We start from the raw sequence: 21,637 nt of genomic DNA on the forward strand, positions 1-21,637 counted from the left end.
TTATGCACGAGAATCAACAACCACAAACCGAGGCTTTTGAGCTGAGTGCGGCAGAGCGTGAAGCGATAGAGCACGAGAAGCACCACTACGAAGACCCGCGTGCGGCGTCCATTGAAGCGCTGAAAATCGTTCAAAAGCAGCGTGGCTGGGTGCCGGACGGCGCGATCTACGCTATTGCCGATGTGCTGGGTATTCCGGCGAGCGACGTCGAAGGCGTCGCCACATTCTACAGCCAGATCTTCCGTCAGCCGGTCGGTCGCCACGTGATTCGCTACTGCGACAGCGTGGTGTGCCATATCACCGGCTATCAGGGGATTCAGGCCGCGCTGGAAAAAAATCTCAACATCAAACCGGGGCAGACGACCTTTGATGGTCGCTTTACGCTGCTGCCGACCTGCTGCCTGGGGAATTGCGATAAAGGGCCGAACATGATGATTGATGAGGATACTCACAGCCATCTGACCCCGGAAGCCATTCCTGAACTACTGGAGCGGTATAAATGAAAAACGTTATCCGTACTCCCGAAACCCATCCGCTGACCTGGCGTCTGCGCGATGACAAACAGCCGGTCTGGCTGGATGAATATCGTAGCAAAAACGGCTACGAAGGCGCGCGTAAGGCGCTGACCGGCCTGTCTCCGGATGAAATCGTCAGCCAGGTAAAAGACGCCGGTCTGAAAGGGCGCGGCGGCGCGGGCTTTTCCACCGGTCTGAAGTGGAGCCTGATGCCGAAAGATGAATCCATGAACATCCGTTACCTGCTGTGTAACGCCGATGAAATGGAACCGGGCACCTATAAAGACCGTCTGCTGATGGAACAGCTGCCGCACCTGCTGGTGGAAGGCATGCTGATCTCCGCGTTCGCGCTGAAAGCGTATCGTGGTTACATCTTCCTGCGCGGCGAATATATCGAAGCGGCTGTACATCTGCGCCGTGCGATTGCTGAAGCAACCGAGGCCGGGCTGCTTGGCAAAAATATCATGGGCACCGGGTTCGACTTTGAACTGTTTGTCCACACCGGAGCAGGGCGTTACATCTGTGGTGAAGAAACGGCGCTGATTAACTCCCTCGAAGGCCGCCGCGCGAACCCGCGTTCCAAGCCGCCCTTCCCGGCGACCTCCGGCGTATGGGGCAAGCCGACCTGTGTGAATAACGTCGAAACGTTGTGCAACGTCCCGGCAATCCTCGCCAACGGCGTGGAGTGGTACCAGAACATCTCGAAAAGCAAAGATGCGGGTACCAAGCTGATGGGCTTCTCGGGCCGCGTGAAGAATCCGGGTCTGTGGGAATTACCGTTCGGCACCACCGCGCGCGAGATCCTCGAAGACTACGCGGGCGGTATGCGCGATGGCCTGAAATTCAAAGCCTGGCAGCCGGGCGGGGCGGGAACCGACTTCCTGACCGAGGCGCATCTTGACCTGCCGATGGAGTTCGAAAGCATCGGTAAAGCAGGCAGCCGTTTGGGCACCGCGCTGGCGATGGCGGTAGACCACGAAATCGGCATGGTATCGCTGGTGCGTAACCTGGAAGAGTTCTTTGCCCGCGAATCCTGCGGCTGGTGTACGCCATGCCGCGACGGGCTGCCGTGGAGCGTGAAAATTCTGCGCGCGCTGGAGCGTGGCGAAGGCCAGCCGGGGGATATCGAGACACTTGAGCAACTGTGTCGTTTCCTCGGACCGGGTAAAACCTTCTGCGCGCATGCGCCGGGCGCGGTTGAGCCACTGCAAAGCGCAATTAAGTATTTCCGCGAAGAATTCGAAGCTGGCATCAAGCAGCCGTTCAGCAATACCCATTTAATCAATGGTATTCAGCCGAACCTGCTCAAAGAGCGCTGGTGAGTTAACGATTTTTAATTTGGAAGCATGCTAATGGCTACGATTCATGTAGACGGCAAAGAATACGAGGTCAACGGCGCGGACAACCTGCTAAAGGCATGTCTGTCCCTCGGCCTTGATATTCCGTATTTTTGCTGGCACCCGGCGCTGGGAAGCGTCGGTGCTTGCCGCCAGTGTGCGGTGAAGCAATACCAAAACGCGGAAGATACGCGTGGTCGCCTGGTGATGTCCTGTATGACGCCAGCCACCGACGGTACCTTTATCTCTATTGACGATGAAGAAGCGAAACAGTTCCGTGAAAGCGTGGTGGAGTGGCTGATGACTAACCACCCGCACGACTGTCCGGTCTGTGAAGAGGGCGGTAACTGCCATCTTCAGGATATGACCGTGATGACGGGTCACAGTTTCCGTCGCTACCGTTTCACCAAACGTACCCACCGCAACCAGGATCTGGGGCCGTTCATCTCTCACGAAATGAACCGCTGCATCGCCTGCTACCGTTGTGTACGTTACTACAAAGATTATGCCGACGGCACCGATCTGGGCGTCTATGGCGCGCATGACAACGTCTACTTCGGGCGTCCGGAAGACGGTACGCTGGAAAGCGAATTCTCCGGTAACCTGGTCGAGATTTGCCCGACCGGCGTATTCACCGATAAAACGCACTCCGAGCGCTACAACCGTAAATGGGACATGCAGTTTGCGCCGAGCATCTGTCAGCAGTGTTCCATCGGCTGTAACATCAGCCCGGGCGAGCGCTATGGCGAACTGCGCCGTATCGAAAACCGTTACAACGGTACCGTTAACCACTACTTCCTCTGCGACCGCGGTCGTTTCGGCTATGGCTATGTGAACCTGAAAGACCGTCCGCGTCAGCCGGTTCAGCGCCGTGGCGATGACTTTATTACTCTCAACGCCGAGCAGGCGATGCAGGGCGCGGCGGATATTCTGCGCCAGTCGAAGAAAGTGATCGGTATCGGTTCGCCACGCGCCAGCATTGAGAGCAACTTTGCGCTGCGTGAGCTGGTTGGTGCGGAAAACTTCTACACCGGTATCGCGCGCGGCGAGCAGGAACGTCTGCAACTGGCGCTGAAAGTGCTGCGTGAAGGCGGCATTTACACCCCGGCGCTGCGGGAAATCGAATCTTATGACGCGGTACTGGTATTGGGCGAAGACGTTACCCAGACCGGCGCGCGCGTTGCGCTGGCGGTACGCCAGGCGGTGAAAGGTAAAGCGCGTGAAATGGCGGCGGCGCAGAAAGTGGCCGACTGGCAGATTGCGGCCATCCTTAACATCGGCCAGCGTGCCAAACATCCGCTGTTCGTGACCAACGTGGATGACACCCGTCTGGATGATATCGCCGCCTGGACCTATCGCGCGCCGGTGGAAGATCAGGCGCGCCTGGGCTTTGCGATTGCTCATGCGCTGGACAATACGGCGCCTGCGGTTGACGGTATCGACAGCGACTTACAAAACAAAATTGATGTCATTGTGCAGGCGTTGGCCGGCGCGAAAAAACCGCTGATTATCTCCGGCACTAACGCCGGTAGCAGTGAGGTGATTCAGGCGGCCGCCAACGTGGCGAAAGCGCTGAAAGGCCGTGGCGCCGACGTCGGTATTACTATGATTGCCCGTTCCGTGAACAGCATGGGGCTGGGTATGATGGGCGGCGGTTCGCTTGATGATGCGTTGGGCGAGCTGGAAACCGGCAGCGCGGACGCCGTGGTGGTGCTGGAAAACGATCTCCACCGTCATGCAAGCGCTACGCGCGTGAACGCCGCGCTCGCCAAAGCGCCGCTGGTGATGGTGGTTGACCATCAGCGCACGGCGATTATGGAAAACGCGCATCTGGTGCTTTCCGCGGCAAGCTTCGCCGAAAGCGATGGTACGGTCATCAACAACGAAGGCCGCGCGCAGCGCTTCTTCCAGGTTTATGATCCGGCCTACTACGATAACAAGACGATTATGCTGGAAAGCTGGCGCTGGCTGCATTCGCTGCACAGCACCGTCGAAAACCGCGAAGTGGACTGGACTCAGCTTGACCACGTGATCGACGCGGTCATTGCCGCCATGCCGCAATTTGCCGGCATTAAAGACGCCGCGCCGGATGCGACCTTCCGCATTCGTGGGCAGAAGCTGGCGCGCGAACCGCATCGTTACAGCGGTCGTACGGCGATGCGCGCCAATATCAGCGTGCATGAACCACGTCAGCCGCAGGATAAAGACACCATGTTCGCCTTCTCGATGGAAGGGAATAACCAACCGACTGCCCCGCGATCTGAAATTCCGTTCGCCTGGGCGCCGGGCTGGAACTCCCCGCAGGCGTGGAACAAATTCCAGGATGAAGTGGGCGGCAAACTGCGTCACGGCGATCCGGGCGTGCGTTTGATTGAAGCGACTGAGGGCGGTCTGGATTATTTCACTACCGTGCCGGCAAGCTTCCAGGCGCAAGACGGTCAGTGGCGTATTGCGCCGTATTACCACCTGTTTGGCAGCGACGAATTGTCTCAGCGTTCTCCGGTCTTCCAGAGCCGTATGCCGCAGCCGTATATCAAACTTAACCCGGCGGATGCCGCGAAGTTGGGCGTTAATGCCGGGACGCGCGTCTCCTTTAGCTACGATGGCAATACGGTGACGCTGCCGGTTGAAATCTCTGAAGGGTTAGCGGCAGGGCAGGTAGGGCTGCCGATGGGTATGCCTGGCATCGCGCCGGTTCTGGCTGGCGCGCGTCTTGAGGATCTGCGGGAGGCGCAACAATGAGTTGGATTACACCGGATCTGATTGAGATCCTGCTGAGCATTCTCAAAGCGGTGGTGATTCTGCTGGTGGTCGTCACCTGCGGGGCCTTCATGAGCTTTGGCGAACGTCGTCTGCTGGGTCTGTTCCAGAACCGTTATGGACCAAACCGCGTTGGCTGGGGCGGCTCGCTCCAGCTGGTCGCGGACATGATCAAGATGTTCTTTAAAGAAGACTGGATCCCGAAATTCTCGGATCGCGTCATCTTTACCCTGGCGCCGATGATCGCGTTTACTTCGCTGCTGCTCTCCTTCGCCATTGTGCCGGTTAGCCCTAATTGGGTGGTGGCCGATTTAAACATCGGGATTCTGTTCTTCCTGATGATGGCCGGTCTGGCGGTTTACGCGGTGCTGTTCGCCGGTTGGTCGAGCAACAACAAATACTCGCTGCTGGGCGCGATGCGTGCGTCTGCCCAGACGGTGAGCTACGAAGTGTTTCTTGGTCTTTCCCTGATGGGCGTGGTGGCGCAGGCCGGTTCATTTAATATGACCGATATCGTCAATAACCAGGCGCATCTGTGGAACGTGATTCCGCAATTCTTTGGGTTTGTTACTTTCGCCATCGCGGGCGTAGCGGTCTGTCACCGTCACCCGTTTGACCAGCCGGAAGCCGAGCAGGAACTGGCGGACGGTTACCACATCGAATATTCCGGTATGAAATTCGGTCTGTTCTTTGTGGGGGAGTACATCGGCATCGTCACCGTTTCCGCGCTGATGGTAACGTTGTTCTTCGGTGGCTGGCATGGCCCGTTCTTACCGCCATTCGTCTGGTTCGCGCTGAAAACCGCGTTCTTCATGATGATGTTCATTTTGATTCGTGCGTCGTTACCGCGTCCGCGTTATGACCAGGTAATGTCCTTCGGCTGGAAAGTTTGCCTGCCGCTGACGCTCATCAACTTGCTGGTAACGGCGGCTGTCATTCTGTGGCAGGCGCAATAAGGGACACAAAGACCATGACCTTAAAAGAATTATTAGTAGGTTTCGGCACTCAGGTACGCAGTATCTGGATGATCGGCCTGCATGCGTTCGCCAAACGCGAAACGCGGATGTATCCGGAAGAGCCGGTCTATTTACCGCCCCGTTACCGTGGCCGTATCGTGCTCACGCGCGACCCGGACGGTGAAGAGCGCTGCGTTGCCTGTAACCTGTGTGCGGTAGCCTGTCCGGTAGGCTGTATCTCTCTGCAAAAAGCGGAGACCAAAGATGGCCGCTGGTATCCGGAATTTTTCCGCATTAACTTCTCACGCTGCATCTTCTGCGGCCTGTGCGAAGAAGCGTGCCCGACCACGGCGATTCAGTTGACCCCGGACTTCGAACTGGGCGAATACAAACGTCAGGATCTGGTGTACGAAAAAGAGGATCTGCTGATTTCCGGTCCGGGCAAATACCCGGAATATAACTTCTACCGGATGGCGGGTATGGCAATCGACGGCAAAGATAAAGGCGAAGCAGAGAACGAAGCCAAGCCTATCGACGTCAAGAGCCTGTTACCGTAAGGAGAGGGCAATGGAATTCGCTTTTTATATCTGTGGCCTGATAGCCATCCTCGCGACCCTGCGAGTGATCACCCATACCAATCCGGTACACGCGCTGTTGTATCTGGTGATATCGCTTTTGGCGATTTCCGGGGTGTTCTTTTCGCTGGGCGCTTATTTTGCCGGTGCGCTGGAAATTATCGTCTACGCAGGCGCCATCATGGTGCTGTTTGTGTTCGTGGTGATGATGCTCAACCTCGGCGGCAGCGAAATCGAACAGGAACGCCAGTGGCTGAAGCCGCAGGTGTGGATTGGTCCGGCGGTTTTGTCGGCCATTATGCTGGCGGTCATTGTGTACGCCATTCTGGGCGTTAACGACCAGGGCATCGACGGCACGCCGATTAGCGCGAAAGCGGTGGGCATTACGCTGTTCGGGCCTTATGTTCTGGCGGTCGAACTGGCGTCTATGCTGCTGCTGGCAGGCTTGGTGGTGGCGTTCCACGTCGGTCGTGAAGAGCGTGCGGGCGAAGTGCTAAGCAACCGCGCCGATGACCGCGCGAAAAGAAAAACGGAGGAGCGCGCATGATCCCCTTAACACACGGACTGATCCTCGCTGCGATTTTATTCGTCCTGGGTTTAACCGGTCTGGTTATCCGCCGCAATCTGCTGTTTATGCTGATCGGGCTGGAAATCATGATTAACGCCTCCGCGCTGGCCTTTGTGGTCGCCGGGAGCTACTGGGGCCAGACCGATGGTCAGGTGATGTACATTCTCGCCATCAGCCTTGCGGCTGCGGAAGCGAGTATTGGACTTGCGCTGTTGCTGCAACTCCATCGCCGTCGCCAGAACCTGAACATCGATTCAGTAAGTGAGATGCGTGGATGAACATGCTTGCCTTAACCATTATTCTGCCATTGATTGGCTTTGTACTGCTGGCGTTCTCTCGCGGACGCTGGTCGGAAAATCTCTCCGCGACCATTGGCGTGGGCTCCGTTGGTCTGGCGGCGTTGGTGACAGCGTTTGTCGGGATGGATTTCTTCGCCAACGGCAAACAGGCGTTCAGCCAGCCGCTGTGGACGTGGATGTCGGTCGGTAACTTCAACATCGGTTTTAACCTGGTGCTGGACGGCCTGTCGCTGACCATGCTCTCTGTGGTCACCGGCGTCGGCTTCCTGATCCACATGTTCGCGTCCTGGTACATGCGTGGAGAAGAGGGTTACTCCCGCTTCTTCGCTTATACCAACCTGTTTATCGCCAGCATGGTTGTTCTGGTGCTGTCCGATAACCTGCTGTTGATGTACCTCGGCTGGGAAGGCGTGGGCCTGTGCTCTTATCTGTTGATCGGCTTCTATTACAGCGATCCGAAGAATGGCGCAGCGGCAATGAAAGCCTTCGTGGTGACCCGTGTCGGTGACGTATTCCTCGCCTTCGCGCTGTTCATCCTCTACAACGAACTGGGCACGCTGAACTTCCGCGAAATGGTCGAGCTGGCGCCAGCGCACTTTGCTGACGGCAACAACATGCTGATGTGGGCGACGCTGATGCTGCTGGGCGGCGCGGTCGGTAAATCTGCGCAGCTACCGTTGCAGACCTGGCTTGCCGACGCGATGGCCGGCCCGACGCCGGTCTCCGCGCTGATCCACGCCGCTACCATGGTGACCGCCGGTGTCTACCTGATCGCTCGTACCCATGGTCTGTTCCTGATGACCCCGGAAATTCTGCATCTGGTGGGCATTATCGGGGCGATTACGCTGGTCATGGCGGGTTTCGCCGCGCTGGTGCAGACCGACATCAAACGCGTGCTGGCCTATTCCACCATGAGCCAGATTGGCTACATGTTCCTGGCGCTGGGCGTACAGGCGTGGGATGCGGCGATTTTCCACCTGATGACGCACGCCTTCTTTAAAGCGCTGCTGTTCCTGGCCTCCGGCTCGGTGATTCTGGCCTGTCATCACGAACAGAACATCTTTAAGATGGGCGGTCTGCGTAAGTCGATTCCACTGGTGTATGCCTGCTTCCTGGTGGGGGGCGCGGCGCTGTCGGCGCTGCCGCTGGTCACTGCCGGCTTCTTCAGTAAGGATGAGATCCTGGCTGGCGCGATGGCGAACGGCCATATCAATCTGATGGTGGCGGGTCTGGTCGGCGCGTTCATGACCTCGCTGTACACCTTCCGGATGATTTTCATCGTATTCCACGGGAAAGAACAAATTCATGCTCATGCAGGGAAGGGGATTACCCATCATCTGCCGCTGATTGTCCTGATGATCCTGTCTACCTTTGTTGGCGCGCTGATTGTACCGCCATTGCAGGGGGTGCTGCCGCAGACAACTGAACTGGCGCATGGTCGCGTCATGACGCTGGAAATTACCTCTGGCGTAGTGGCGATTGCCGGCATCCTGATTGCCGCATGGCTGTGGCTGGGTAAACGCACGCTGGTGACGTCGATCGCCAACAGCGCGCCGGGCCGTCTGCTGGGGACCTGGTGGTATAACGCCTGGGGCTTTGACTGGCTGTACGACAAAGTATTCGTCAAGCCATTCCTCGGTATCGCCTGGCTGCTGAAGCGCGACCCGCTTAATGCGTTGATGAACATTCCGGCTATCCTTTCCCGTTTTGCAGGTAAAGGCCTGGTACTGAGCGAGAACGGTTATCTGCGCTGGTATGTGGCATCAATGAGCATTGGCGCGGTTGTGGTGCTGGCACTGTTGATGGTACTGCGTTGATCGTAAAGTGAATTTTATCCAAATTCGTTGAAAATCAGGCCTCTGTCAGAGGCCTTAAAAAGGAATAAAAATCGCCATGTTACTACCCTGGCTAATATTGATTCCCTTTATCGGCGGCTTTCTGTGCTGGCAGACCGAACGCTTTGGCGTGAAGGTGCCGCGTTGGATAGCGCTGATTACCATGGGGCTGACGCTGGCGCTCGGTCTGCAATTGTGGTTGCAGGGCGGCTACTCACTGACGCAATCCGCCGGTATTCCGCAGTGGCAATCTGAATTTGTCCTGCCGTGGATCCCGCGTTTTGGCATCTCTATCCATCTGGCGCTCGACGGACTGTCGCTGCTAATGGTGGTGCTGACCGGCCTGCTCGGCGTTCTGGCGGTGCTTTGCTCCTGGCGAGAAATCGAAAAATATCAGGGCTTCTTCCACCTGAACCTGATGTGGATCTTAGGCGGCGTTATCGGCGTGTTCCTGGCCATCGACATGTTCCTGTTCTTCTTCTTCTGGGAAATGATGCTGGTGCCGATGTACTTCCTGATAGCGCTGTGGGGCCACAAAGCTTCTGACGGGAAAACGCGCATCACGGCGGCGACCAAGTTCTTCATCTACACCCAGGCGAGTGGTCTGGTGATGCTGATTGCCATCCTGGCGCTGGTCTTTGTGCACTACAACGCGACCGGTGTGTGGACCTTCAACTATGAAGAGCTGCTGAATACGCCGATGTCCCACGGAGTGGAATATCTGCTGATGCTGGGCTTCTTCATCGCCTTCGCGGTGAAAATGCCGGTGGTGCCGCTGCATGGCTGGCTGCCGGATGCGCACTCCCAGGCGCCGACCGCCGGTTCTGTCGACCTGGCCGGTATCTTGCTGAAAACCGCCGCTTACGGTCTGCTGCGTTTCTCCCTGCCATTGTTCCCGAACGCGTCGGCGGAGTTTGCGCCGATCGCTATGTGGCTTGGCGTTATCGGCATTTTCTACGGCGCGTGGATGGCCTTTACCCAATACGACATCAAGCGTCTGATTGCTTATACCTCCGTTTCCCACATGGGCTTCGTGCTGATCGCTATCTACACCGGCAGTCAGCTGGCGTACCAGGGCGCGGTGATTCAGATGATTGCGCACGGTTTGTCCGCAGCCGGTCTGTTCATTCTGTGTGGCCAGTTGTACGAACGTCTGCATACGCGTGACATGCGTATGATGGGCGGCCTGTGGGGCAAGATGAAGTGGTTGCCTGCGCTGTCCATGTTCTTTGCGGTGGCGACGCTCGGGATGCCGGGCACCGGTAACTTTGTCGGCGAGTTTATGATTCTGTTCGGCAGCTACCAGGTGGTGCCGATGATTACCGTGATCTCCACCTTTGGGCTGGTATTCGCCTCTGTATACTCGCTGGCGATGCTGCATCGCGCTTACTTCGGTAAAGCGAAGAGCCAGATTGCCAGCCAGGAACTGCCAGGGATGTCGCTGCGCGAGCTGTTTATCATTCTGTTGCTGGTGGTGCTTCTGGTACTGCTTGGCTTCTATCCGCAGCCGATTCTGGATACCTCGCATTCTGCGATGAGCAACATCCAGCAGTGGTTTGTTAATTCCGTTACTACTACAAGGCCGTAAATCGCCATGACAATAACTCCACAACACCTGATTGCGCTGCTACCGCTGCTGATCGTCGGCTTGACGGTGGTGGTTGTGATGCTCTCCATTGCGTGGCGACGCAATCACTTCCTCAATGCCACGCTGTCGGTCATTGGGCTTAACGCTGCTCTGGTTTCGCTTTGGTTTGTCGGCCAGGCCGGGGCAATGGACGTCACGCCGCTGATGCGCGTTGACGGCTTTGCGATGCTCTACACCGGGCTGGTGCTGCTGGCGAGCCTCGCCACCTGTACCTTTGCCTACCCGTGGCTGGAAGGCTATAACGATAACCAGGAAGAGTTCTACCTGCTGGTGTTAATCGCCAGCCTGGGCGGAATTCTGCTGGCGAACGCTAACCATCTGGCGGCGCTGTTCCTTGGTATTGAACTGATCTCGCTGCCGCTGTTCGGCCTGATTGGTTATGCTTTCCGCCAGAAACGCTCGCTGGAAGCCAGTATCAAATACACCATCCTCTCCGCCGCCGCCTCGTCTTTCCTGCTGTTCGGGATGGCGCTGGTCTATGCGCAGTCCGGCAACCTGTCTTTCGAAGCGCTCGGTAAGAGCCTCGGCGATGGTATGCTGCACGAGCCGTTGCTGCTGGCGGGCTTTGGCCTGATGATTGTCGGTCTGGGCTTTAAACTCTCTCTGGTGCCGTTCCACCTGTGGACGCCAGACGTTTATCAGGGCGCGCCTGCGCCGGTTTCCACCTTCCTGGCGACGGCGAGCAAAATTGCTATCTTCGGCGTGGTGATGCGTCTGTTCCTCTATGCGCCGGTAGGCGACAGCGAAGCGGTACGCGTGGTGCTGGGCATTATCGCCTTTGCCTCTATCATCTTTGGTAACCTGATGGCGCTGAGCCAGACCAACATCAAACGTCTGCTCGGTTACTCTTCTATCTCTCACCTCGGCTATCTGCTGGTGGCGCTGATTGCCCTGCAGAGCGGCGAGATGTCGATGGAAGCGGTTGGCGTTTACCTGGCCGGTTATCTGTTCAGCAGCCTCGGCGCGTTTGGCGTGGTCAGCCTGATGTCCAGCCCGTTCCGCGGCCCTGATGCCGATTCCCTGTACTCTTACCGTGGTCTGTTCTGGCACCGCCCGGTTCTTGCCGCGGTGATGACGGTGATGATGCTGTCGCTGGCAGGTATCCCGATGACGCTGGGCTTTATCGGCAAATTCTACGTGCTGGCGGTCGGCGTTCAGGCCAGCTTGTGGTGGCTGGTCGCCGCCGTGGTAGTGGGTTCCGCGATTGGTTTGTACTACTACCTGCGCGTTGCGGTGAGTCTCTACCTGCACGCGCCGCAGCAACCGGGACGCGACGCGCCGACAAACTGGCAGTACAGCGCAGGCGGTATCGTGGTGCTGATCTCCGCGTTGCTGGTGTTGGTACTGGGCGTCTGGCCGCAGCCGCTGATTAGCCTTGTGCAACTGGCGATGCCGCTGATGTAATGCCGCGTTGATGATGTCAATAACCGCCGATTTATCGGCGGTTGAGGCTGATGGCCAACACCGGAGCCTCTAAATGTTGGATTGCATCCAACTTATGAAAACCTGTGACGCATAGAGACCCTGGACTCGTTGGGTGAGGCGTAGCCGAAACCCAACACTTTTTCAACGAACACAGAACCAGATGCCGGATAAGGCGTAGTCGCCATCCGGCATCAACGTTGTATTCTCCTTTGTCAGCCATCCGACAGCGCCGCCAGGCGCTATTATATTCACATCTCCTCTATATTCCCCCTGAATAATAGACCGAAGCGATAAAATTCAAAACCAGTCAGCTTTGTTAATATAATTCGCAGTAATGTTATTTTGATTTATTTAATTTACATGAATCCAAACGGTAGAATTACTAATTATTACTGCAACCACTAAGTGCATATAATCGTTAAATAAATTTATTTGCATACCATGTCATGCTAATGTTCATTTATAAATTTTAATAAAATGACAAATTCCGATTTATTATGTCGTAAACGTTACTCCGATATAGCCGGGTTTTGTGCTGCTCCACGGAGGTAAACAAAAAGGACAAAAAGAAAATAAGGACATAGTAAGTGAACAAAACCTACAATATTATATGGAACGCCGCCCGCGGCATGTATATTGTCACCTCCGAACTGGCGCGCAGCGGTAGCCGCGCTATCGTCAGCGTCAGCGCCTCGTGCGCGGTAACTCTGCTGGCGATGGATGCTGCCCCCGCCGTCGCAGAGGAAACGCGAGTTTCTATTCCCTCCCAGACCACCACCTACACCCTGTCAGGCGCTACGCCGTTTGTCGTGGAAACGGGCAATACCGTCGCCACCGACACAGCGACCAGCGCCGCCATCGTCGGCGATAACAGCAACGACTGGGATCTGCTGATTGAAAGCGGCGCTGTCGTGGGGAGCAGCCTGACCGACAGCCAGGCGATGAACCTGGATTCGTCAACGGGCGCCACCAGCGTACATAACCAGGGGACGATCACCGGTTCCAACGAAGATGGAACGATAATGCTTCAAAACGGCGGCAGCGTGATCAACGATGCCCTAATCGAAAACAACGCAACGTATGAGCATGATCCTGAGGATATCCCCCAGGAATATGCCGGCGTTTATATGCTCAATGGCGGCAGTTACGTCAGCAGCGAAAGCGGGGTGCTGGAGGGCGTTTCCGGAGTGATCGTCCAGAGCGGCGAGGCCCACATCACCAACGGCGGGATGATTAACTCCGATGGCTCCTGGCGCTCTTATGGCGTCGAGTTTCGCGACGGTACTTACGGTACAATTGTCAATACCGGCACCATTATCACCACGGCCAGCGATGGTTCAAACAAGATCGAGGATGCGGCGATTTATGTCCACACCCTGAATGATATGGCGGTGAGTGGTTCTGTTTCTGTTGATAATAGCGGCCTTATGCAGTCTGATTTTATTACCGTTGCGCTCTATCACGGTTCTCATTTTGAAGTGGTCAACCGTGTCGGCGGGGTGATCACGGCGGGAAACAGCAGCCTCGTCGGCATCAAGTCCACCGCCATGGAACTTAAAGTGGGCGTCGACAACCTCGTCACCAATGACGGCACGATTTCCGCATATGGCACCGCCAATACTTACGGCATCCATTATGGCGAAAGTACCTCCGGCGGCGTTATCACCAATACCGGCTCCATTACCACCACGGGCGGCGGCGCGGGAGACGCCAGCGTCTATGTCCACGGCAACGGCGACGGCACCGTCGTCAACAACAGCGGAACCATGAGTTCCACCGTCTATGGCGTCTATCTCGACTCGGCACGTTCCAAAGGCCATACGCTCAATAACCAGGCTGGGGGCGTAATCTCGGCCAACACGGCGGTGGCGGTTAATGGCAACGGCAATACCATCACCAACCAGGGGAAGATGACCGGCGTAAGCGACGGCCTCCTTATCAGCGGCAATAACAATATCGTCACCACCTCAGGCGGTGAAATTTCAGGCAAAAATGGTATCCGCGTCAGTAAAGGCAGCGGCAACCAGATCACGGCCAAAAGTGGAAGTAAGATCACCACCACCAGCACCGGCATCAGTATCGCTGGCGGCAATAACCAGATAACGACCGAAAGCGGAAGCGCTATCGTCGCCAAAGACAACGGCATCCTGATTAACAGCGGCGCCAACAACGTCACCAATGGCGGCAGCATCACGGCGACCGGCTCCAATATGTCTTACGGCATCCAGTACAATAGCGGCGCCAGCGGCACTATCACCAACACCGGCACCATTACCACAACGGGTAAAGGCGCCGGGGACGCGAGCGTCTATGCCCACGGCGGCGCCGTCACGATTAACAACAGCGGCACGATGGACTCCTCGGTATTCGGCGTCTACGTCACCACGGGCCACACGCTCAATAACCTGGCCGGCGGCTCCATCTCGGCAAATACCGCCGTTCAGTTCCACGGCAACAATAATAAGCTCGCCAATGCGGGAGCAATCCTGGGCGACACCAATGGCGTAACCATTAACGGCTCCGGCAACACCCTGACCAGTCAGGGGAAAATAACCGGCGGAATCAACGCCATTCTCATCAACAGCGGCAGCAAGAACAACACCCTCACCCTCAATACCGGTACGGAGATATCCGGCAGCATTACCGACGACAACAACAGCGCCAGCGCCAACAATAATCTGATTCTGGACGGAGAGGGTACGCTGGGCAGCAGCATCAGCGGCCTGAACAGCGTGACCAGCAGCGGCGACTGGACGCTGTCGGGCGCGACGATGAACCTCTCGGGAACAACCAACAGCGCGCTTTGGGTAAAATCCGGCACGCTGATACTGAACGGCGCGATGACCGCCAAAGGCGCGACCGTCGATAGCGGCACGACGCTGCAGATTGGCAACGGCGGCACGCTGGGCGCGTTTAACGGCGACATCGTTGACAACGGCACGCTGACGTTTAACCGCAGCGATGCCGCCGCCTACGGCAGCGTCATAAGCGGCAGCGGCAACGTGGTAAAACAGGGCGGCGGCGAGCTGACGCTCAGTAACAACAACAGCTACAGCGGCGGCACCACCATTGCAGAGGGAACGCTGACCGCCACCGCTGGCGGCGCGCTGGGCAGCGGCAATATCGACAACCGCGCTTACCTCAAACTGGACGCGGCAAGCGCCAGCGATCCCTTTATCGTCGCGGATCTCACCACCCACAGCGGCGCCACCGTTGAAATCGGCGCGGGCAGCACGCTACAGGCCAATACCCTGACCCAGCAGGACGGCAGCACGCTAACGGCCGATTTGACGGAGACCAGCGGCCCCGTCATCCGCGCAAAAAACGTGAATCTGGACGGTACGCTCAATGTCGCCTCGCCAGCCAGCCAGGAGCCGATACGCAGCACCGACGATCTGATCTCCCTGGCGCTTATCGAATCGGACAACGCCATTAGCGGCGATTTTGACGACATCACTATCAACGGCAACGCCATGAACCCGGACGCGTTCATTACCGTCGTGGGGCAGAAAAACGTCAATGACACACACTATGATCTGGTCGAGACGTTGACGTGGTATGCCGATCGCGACAACGCCGCCATCGACGCCCACGGCACCTTCAACCTGGCGGATGCCGACGACAGCTTTACGGTCAACACGGTGCTGGAAGACGTTGACGCCAACAGCGGCTGGAACGGCCAGTCGCTTACCAAAACCGGCGCAGGCACGCTGATCCTGAATGCGGAAAACACCTATACCGGCAGCACCACCATCAGCGAGGGTACGCTGATTGCCACCAACGTTGAGGCGCTGGGTACCGGCAACGTCACCGACAACGCCACGCTGGAGATGAACACCGGCGGCGATTTTGACAACGCCATCAGCGGCAGCGGCCAGGTGGTGAAATCCGGCGACGAGACGCTCACGCTCTCCGGCGCCAATTCTTATACCGGCGGCACCACCATCAGCGGCGGCACGCTGGTCGCCAGCAACGTTGAGGCGCTGGGCAGCGGCGACGTCACCGACAACGCCACGCTGGAGCTGAACACCGGCGGCGATTTTGACAACAACATCGGCGGTACGGGCAGCGTGGTGAAATCCGGCGACAAGACGCTCACGCTCTCCGGCGCCAATTCTTATACCGGCGGCACCACCATCAGCGGCGGCACGCTGGTCGCCACCAACGTTGAGGCGCTGGGCAGTGGTGACGTCACCGACAACGCCGTGCTGGAACTGAACACCGGCGGTGACTTTACCAACGCTATCAGCGGCAGCGGCCAGGTAGTCAAATCCGGCGACAAGACGCTCACGCTCTCCGGCGCCAATTCTTACACCGGCGGCACCACCATCAGCGGCGGCACGCTGGTCGCCAGCAACGTTGAGGCGCTGGGCACTGGCGACATTACCGACAACGCCACGCTGGAGCTGAACGCCGGCGGTGACTTCGCCAACAACATTGGCGGTACGGGCAGCGTGGTGAAATCCGGCGATAAGACGCTCACACTCTCCGGCAGCAATACTTACACCGGCGGCACCACCATCAGCGGCGGCACGCTGGTCGCCACCAACGTTGAGGCGCTGGGGACCGGCAACGTCACCGACAACGCCACGCTGGAGCTGAGCACCGGCGGTGACTTCGCCAACAACATTGGCGGTACGGGCAGCGTGGTGAAATCCGGCGACGAGACGCTCACGCTTTCTGGCGCCAATTCTTACACCGGCGGCACCACCATCAGCGGCGGCACGCTGGTCGCCAGCAACGTTGAGGCGCTGGGTACCGGCGACGTCACCGATAACGCCACGCTGGAGCTGAACACCGGCGGCGATTTTGACAACGCCATCAGCGGCAGCGGCCAGGTCGTGAAATCCGGCGACAAGACGCTCACGCTCTCAGGCGCCAACAGCTACAGCGGCGCTACCACCATCAGCGGCGGCACGCTGGTCGCCACTAACGTTGACGCGCTGGGCAGCGGCGACGTCACCGACGACGCCACGCTGGAGCTGAACACCGGCGGCACGTTCGACAACGCCATCAGCGGCAGCGGGCAGGTGGTGAAATCCGGCGACGAGACGCTCACGCTTTCCGGCACCAATACTTATTCCGGCGGCACCCTTATCAGCGGCGGCACGCTGGTTGCCAGCAACGTTGAGGCGCTGGGTACCGGCGACGTCACCAACGACGCCGTGCTGGAACTGAACACCGGCGGCACGTTCGACAACGCCATCAGCGGCAGCGGTCAGGTGGTCAAATCCGGCGACAAGATGCTCACGCTTTCCGGCGCCAACAGCTACAGCGGCGGCACGCTCATCAGCGACGGCACGCTGGTCGCCAGCAACGTTGAGGCGCTGGGCAGCGGCGACGTCACTAACGACGCCGTGCTGGAACTGAACACCGGCGGCACGTTCGATAACGTCATCAGCGGCAGCGGCAAAGTGGAAAAATCCGGCGACGACGCGCTCACGCTTTCCGGCAGCAATACTTATACCGGCGGCACCCTTATCAGCGGCGGCACGCTGGTCGCCAGCAACGTTGAGGCGCTGGGTACCGGCGACGTCACCGACAACGCCACGCTGGCGCTGAACGCTGGCGGTGACTTTACCAACAACATCGGCGGTACGGGCCGCGTGGAAAAATCCGGCGACCAGACGCTCACGCTTTCCGGCAGCAATACTTATACCGGCGGCACCCTTATCAGCAGCGGCACGCTGGTTGCCACTAGCGTTGATGCGCTGGGTACAGGCAACGTCACCAACAACGCCACGCTGGCGCTGAACACTGGCGGTGACTTCATCAATAACATCGGCGGTACGGGCCGCGTGGAAAAATCCGGCGACGACGCGCTCACGCTCTCCGGCAGCAATACTTATACCGGCGGCACCCTCATCAGCGGCGGCACGCTGGTCGCCAACGATGTAAACGCGCTGGGTACTGGCGACGTTACCGACAACGCCGCGCTGATGCTGAACACCGGCGGTGACTTCATCAATAACATCGGCGGTACGGGCCGCGTGGAGAAATCCGGCGACGACACGCTCACGCTCTCCGGCAGCAATACTTACACCGGCGGCACCCTTATCAGCGGCGGCACGCTGGTCGCCAACGACGTGAACGCGCTGGGTACTGGCGACGTTACCGACAACGCCACGCTGGCGCTGAACGCTGTCGGCGATTTTAACAACGCCATCGGTGGCAGCGGCAAGGTGGAAAAATCCGGCGACGACACGCTCACGCTTTCCGGCAGCAATACTTACACTGGCGGCACCCTTATCAACGGCGGCACGCTGGTCGCCAGCAACGTTGAGGCGCTGGGTACCGGCGACGTCACCGACGACGCCACGCTGGAGCTGAACACCGGCGGCAAGTTCGATAACGCCATCAGCGGCAGCGGCAACGTAGTAAAATCTGGCGCAGACACGCTCACCCTCTCCGGCAGCAATACTTATACCGGCGGCACCACCATCAACGACGGCACGCTGGTTGCCACTAGCGTTGATGCGCTGGGCACCGGTGACGTCACCGACGACGCCACGCTGGAACTGAACACTGGCGGCGATTTTGACAACGCCATCAGCGGTAGCGGCCAGGTAGTGAAATCCGGCGACGACACGCTCACGCTTTCCGGCAGCAATACTTATACCGGCGGCACCCTTATCAGCAGCGGCACGCTGGTCGCCAACGATGTAAACGCGCTGGGTACCGGCGACGTCACCGATAACGCCACGCTGGAGCTGAACACCGGCGGTGACTTTACCAACAACATCGGCGGTACGGGCCGCGTGGAAAAATCCGGCGACGGCACGCTCACGCTTTCCGGCAGCAATACTTATACCGGCGGCACCCTTATCAGCGACGGTACGCTGGTCGCCAGCAACGTTGAGGCGCTGGGCAGCGGCGATATCGACAATTACGCCAGCCTGCAACTGAACGCCAGCGGCCAGTTCGTTACGGCAAATCTCACCACTCACGATAACGCCACCACCGCAATTGGCGCAGACAGCGCATTGCGGGGAAATACGTTAACGCAGGAGGCGAACAGCACCCTGGCCGTACACCTGACCGACAGCAACAGCGGCGCCATCGTCACCGCCGACCACGCCAACCTGGGCGGCACGCTGGATATTACCGGCATCGGCAACGTGGCGAAATCCTGGACCCGCGACGCGTACGCCTACACGCTGATTGACACGGACAGCGCCATCAATAGCGATTTTGCGCAATTCACCGTAGCCGGTATGGACGCCAAACAGGTGGATTTTCTCACCGTCGATGGGCGCGTGAACGCCGCCGACGACACCCGCTATGACGTAACCGCCTCGTTGTCCTGGTATGCCGACAGCGACAACGCCGCCACCGACGCCCACGGTACCTTCACCCTGAGCGAGCAAGGTCACTGCTTCACGCTGAACACCGCGCTGACGGACGTTGACGCCACGCTCAATCCCGACAGCGCCACCTACTGGGACGGCAAATCGCTCATCAAACGGGGCGCTGGCACGCTGATCCTGGGGGCGCAAAACACCTACAGCGGCGACACCGACGTGCAGGAGGGCGTGCTATGGCTGGCCGAAACGGCGACCATCGGCTCTGCGGGGAGCGCGCAGGCGGTTAATATCGCCGCGAACGCCGCCTTTGGCGGCCACAACGCCACGGTGAACGGCCATGTTAACAATCTGGGCAACCTGTACTTTGTCGATACGTTCACCGTCAACGGCGATGTCGTCAACAGCAGCGCGATGATAAGCGGCAGCGACCAGCCCAACAATACGCTGACGATCGCGGGAAACTATACCGGCAACGACGGTCATCTCTATCTCAATACCCAACTGGGCGATGACAGCTCGCCCACCGATAAACTGATCGTCACCGGCGACACCGCCGGCAGCACCACGCTGCATATCACCAACGTCAATGGCCTGGGCGCACAAACAGTTAACGGTATTGAAGTTATTGAGGTGGGCGGTCAGTCCGACGGTGATTTTACGCTCTACAAAGGGCATGTTGATATTAACGCCTGGACCTATACGCTGAAACAAGACGGCGGCGACTGGTACTTGCGCTCCGAGTCTGATGACGTGCCGGACGACGGCGGTGATGTTATCCCGCCGGACGACGGCGGCGATGTCACTCCGCCGGACGATGGCGGCGATGTCACTCCGCCGGACGATGGCGGCGATGTCACTCCGCCGGACGACGGTGGCGATGTCTCTCCGCCGGACGATGGCGGCGATGTCACTCCGCCAGACGATGGCGGCGATGTCACCCCGCCGGACGATGACGGCGATATCACTCCGCCTGACGGCGGCGACGTCACGCCCGTGGCGCCGCAGTACCGCGCCGACATTGGCGTTTATCTCGGCAACCAGTGGATGGCGCGCAACCTGCAAATGCAGACCCTCTACGACCGGGAAGGCAGCCAGTACCGTTCCGCCGACGGCAGCATCTGGATGCGTTTTAAGGCCGGTAAAGCCGAATCGCAGGCGGTTAACGGCAATGTAGATATCGACAGCGACTACTCGCAGTTCCAGCTCGGCGGCGACATCCTGACCTGGAGCGACGGCGCGCAGAGCGTCACCGTTGGCCTGATGGGCAGCTACATCAACGCCAGCACCGACAGCACCGGCAACCGGGGGGCGGACGGCAGCCAGTTCTCCGCCAACGGTAGCGTGGACGGCTACAACCTCGGCCTCTACGCCACCTGGTTTGCCGATGCGCAAAGCCATCGCGGGGCTTACATCGACAGTTGGTATCAGTACGGCGCTTACAACAACAGCGTGGATAACGACGGACTCAGCGCCAGCCGTTACGACTCCGCCGCGCACGCCGTCTCGCTGGAAACGGGTTATCGTTATGATATTGCGTTAAGCAACCGCAACACGGTCAGCCTGACGCCGCAGGCGCAGGTCACCTGGCAGCGCTACAGCGCCGACACGGTTATTGACGATGGCGGTACCCGCATCAGCGGCCAGAACGATGATAGCTGGACGACGCGCTTAGGCGTGCGTGTGGACGGTAAACTGTACAAAGAGAGCGGCAGGATCCAGCCGTTTATGGAGGTCAACTGGCTGCACGCCAGCGACAATGCCTCGGCCACCTTTGGCGACACGAAGGTATCGCAGGATTTGCCGAACGACCGCGTGGAAGTGAAAGTGGGGATTCAGGCAAACGTCAGCGAACGGCTAAGCGTCTACGCTCAGGCCGCCGGTCAGAAGGGAAAGAACGACTACGGCGACGCCAGCTTTAGCCTGAACATGCGCTATAACTGGTAGGTTGCTGACCAGGCATAGTACAACATTTATGCCGGATGGCGGCTACGCCTTATCCGGCCTATAGGGTTATCAATATGTGATAATTCGTAGGCCTGATAAGCAAAGCGCCATCAGGCGTAGGTTGGGTAGAGCGCAGCGCAACATTCGGTATCCGGTTCCGCAAGCAGTGGAACAACTCTCCCAACTGTTTTCGTGACCCGTTTCCCGGATAAATGTTTATTCATCGACTTCAATGGGAAAAATTTGATCTGAAGCGTATTTCTGTCAGCGTTTTTCAGGGCGTCCGATCGCGCTCAGTTCATTATTTCATGTGACGGCGGCATATAATCTCTTTCCATCAATAACGTGAGCAACGGCACGGCTTAATGGGTTGGTGTCTGGCGGGTTGTAAAAGGAAGTATCGGCGAGGGCACAGTGCAGATTGTCCCCCATCTTATATATTCACTTTTGGTAAACCGGTCACTGTAAATA

At 58.2% G+C, this 21,637-nt stretch carries 11 protein-coding genes; all 11 read left to right on the forward strand.

What is annotated here, in order from left to right; genetic code table 11:
- Window positions 1-2 precede the first annotated feature (2 nt).
- Entirely contained in the window at window positions 3-503 is a 501-nt protein-coding gene (gene nuoE, locus K8W53_RS07540; protein ID WP_000545038.1) for an NADH-quinone oxidoreductase subunit NuoE, read from the forward strand.
- Window positions 500-1,837 (forward strand): NADH-quinone oxidoreductase subunit NuoF, encoded by a 1,338-nt coding sequence (gene nuoF / locus K8W53_RS07545; RefSeq protein ID WP_000800048.1) that lies wholly within the window; start codon window positions 500-502, stop codon window positions 1,835-1,837. Before nuoE ends, nuoF begins: the two co-directional genes overlap by 4 nt.
- Window positions 1,838-1,867: 30 nt before the next feature.
- On the forward strand, window positions 1,868-4,594 hold the full coding sequence (nuoG, locus tag K8W53_RS07550; RefSeq protein ID WP_023225012.1) for an NADH-quinone oxidoreductase subunit NuoG: 2,727 nt from the start codon (window positions 1,868-1,870) through the stop codon (window positions 4,592-4,594).
- Window positions 4,591-5,568 carry an NADH-quinone oxidoreductase subunit NuoH gene (gene nuoH / locus K8W53_RS07555; RefSeq protein WP_000118515.1) on the forward strand — a complete coding sequence of 326 codons (978 nt, stop codon included), beginning with the start codon at window positions 4,591-4,593 and terminating at the stop codon, window positions 5,566-5,568. The genes nuoG and nuoH overlap by 4 nt, the downstream gene beginning before the upstream one ends.
- Before the next feature lie 14 nt (window positions 5,569-5,582).
- On the forward strand, window positions 5,583-6,125 hold the full coding sequence (gene nuoI, locus K8W53_RS07560) for an NADH-quinone oxidoreductase subunit NuoI (protein ID WP_000172747.1): 543 nt from the start codon (window positions 5,583-5,585) through the stop codon (window positions 6,123-6,125).
- 10 nt (window positions 6,126-6,135) lie between these two features.
- A complete protein-coding gene (gene nuoJ, locus K8W53_RS07565; protein ID WP_000393522.1) occupies window positions 6,136-6,690 on the forward strand; it encodes an NADH-quinone oxidoreductase subunit J in 555 nt (184 codons plus the stop codon).
- The gene (gene nuoK / locus K8W53_RS07570; RefSeq protein WP_000612687.1) at window positions 6,687-6,989 is read left to right on the forward strand and encodes an NADH-quinone oxidoreductase subunit NuoK; all 303 of its coding nucleotides are present in this window, start codon (window positions 6,687-6,689) and stop codon (window positions 6,987-6,989) included. The genes nuoJ and nuoK overlap by 4 nt, the downstream gene beginning before the upstream one ends.
- The gene (gene nuoL, locus K8W53_RS07575) at window positions 6,986-8,827 is read left to right on the forward strand and encodes an NADH-quinone oxidoreductase subunit L (RefSeq protein ID WP_001056582.1); all 1,842 of its coding nucleotides are present in this window, start codon (window positions 6,986-6,988) and stop codon (window positions 8,825-8,827) included. The genes nuoK and nuoL overlap by 4 nt, the downstream gene beginning before the upstream one ends.
- 76 nt (window positions 8,828-8,903) lie before the next feature.
- Entirely contained in the window at window positions 8,904-10,433 is a 1,530-nt protein-coding gene (nuoM, locus tag K8W53_RS07580) for an NADH-quinone oxidoreductase subunit M (RefSeq protein WP_000926428.1), read from the forward strand.
- A 6-nt stretch (window positions 10,434-10,439) separates the two neighbouring features.
- The gene (gene nuoN / locus K8W53_RS07585; RefSeq protein WP_000156667.1) at window positions 10,440-11,897 is read left to right on the forward strand and encodes an NADH-quinone oxidoreductase subunit NuoN; all 1,458 of its coding nucleotides are present in this window, start codon (window positions 10,440-10,442) and stop codon (window positions 11,895-11,897) included.
- 608 nt (window positions 11,898-12,505) lie between these two features.
- Window positions 12,506-21,166: an autotransporter-associated beta strand repeat-containing protein gene (locus tag K8W53_RS07590; RefSeq protein ID WP_064507094.1), complete on the forward strand. Its 8,661-nt coding sequence runs from the start codon at window positions 12,506-12,508 to the stop codon at window positions 21,164-21,166.
- Window positions 21,167-21,637 lie beyond the last annotated feature (471 nt).

It is taken from the genome of Salmonella sp. A29-2, from assembly GCF_020150755.1.
Taxonomy (GTDB): domain Bacteria; phylum Pseudomonadota; class Gammaproteobacteria; order Enterobacterales; family Enterobacteriaceae; genus Salmonella; species Salmonella enterica.

Excerpts from the sequence above, each read along its gene's own strand:
- nuoE (WP_000545038.1), top strand. The coding sequence starts at position 3 with ATGCACGAGAATCAACAACCACAAACCGAGGCTTTTGAGCTGAGTGCG.
- nuoF (WP_000800048.1), top strand. The coding sequence starts at position 500 with ATGAAAAACGTTATCCGTACTCCCGAAACCCATCCGCTGACCTGGCGT.
- nuoG (WP_023225012.1), top strand. The coding sequence starts at position 1,868 with ATGGCTACGATTCATGTAGACGGCAAAGAATACGAGGTCAACGGCGCG.
- nuoH (WP_000118515.1), top strand. The coding sequence starts at position 4,591 with ATGAGTTGGATTACACCGGATCTGATTGAGATCCTGCTGAGCATTCTC.
- nuoI (WP_000172747.1), top strand. The coding sequence starts at position 5,583 with ATGACCTTAAAAGAATTATTAGTAGGTTTCGGCACTCAGGTACGCAGT.
- nuoJ (WP_000393522.1), top strand. The coding sequence starts at position 6,136 with ATGGAATTCGCTTTTTATATCTGTGGCCTGATAGCCATCCTCGCGACC.
- nuoK (WP_000612687.1), top strand. The coding sequence starts at position 6,687 with ATGATCCCCTTAACACACGGACTGATCCTCGCTGCGATTTTATTCGTC.
- nuoL (WP_001056582.1), top strand. The coding sequence starts at position 6,986 with ATGAACATGCTTGCCTTAACCATTATTCTGCCATTGATTGGCTTTGTA.
- nuoM (WP_000926428.1), top strand. The coding sequence starts at position 8,904 with ATGTTACTACCCTGGCTAATATTGATTCCCTTTATCGGCGGCTTTCTG.
- nuoN (WP_000156667.1), top strand. The coding sequence starts at position 10,440 with ATGACAATAACTCCACAACACCTGATTGCGCTGCTACCGCTGCTGATC.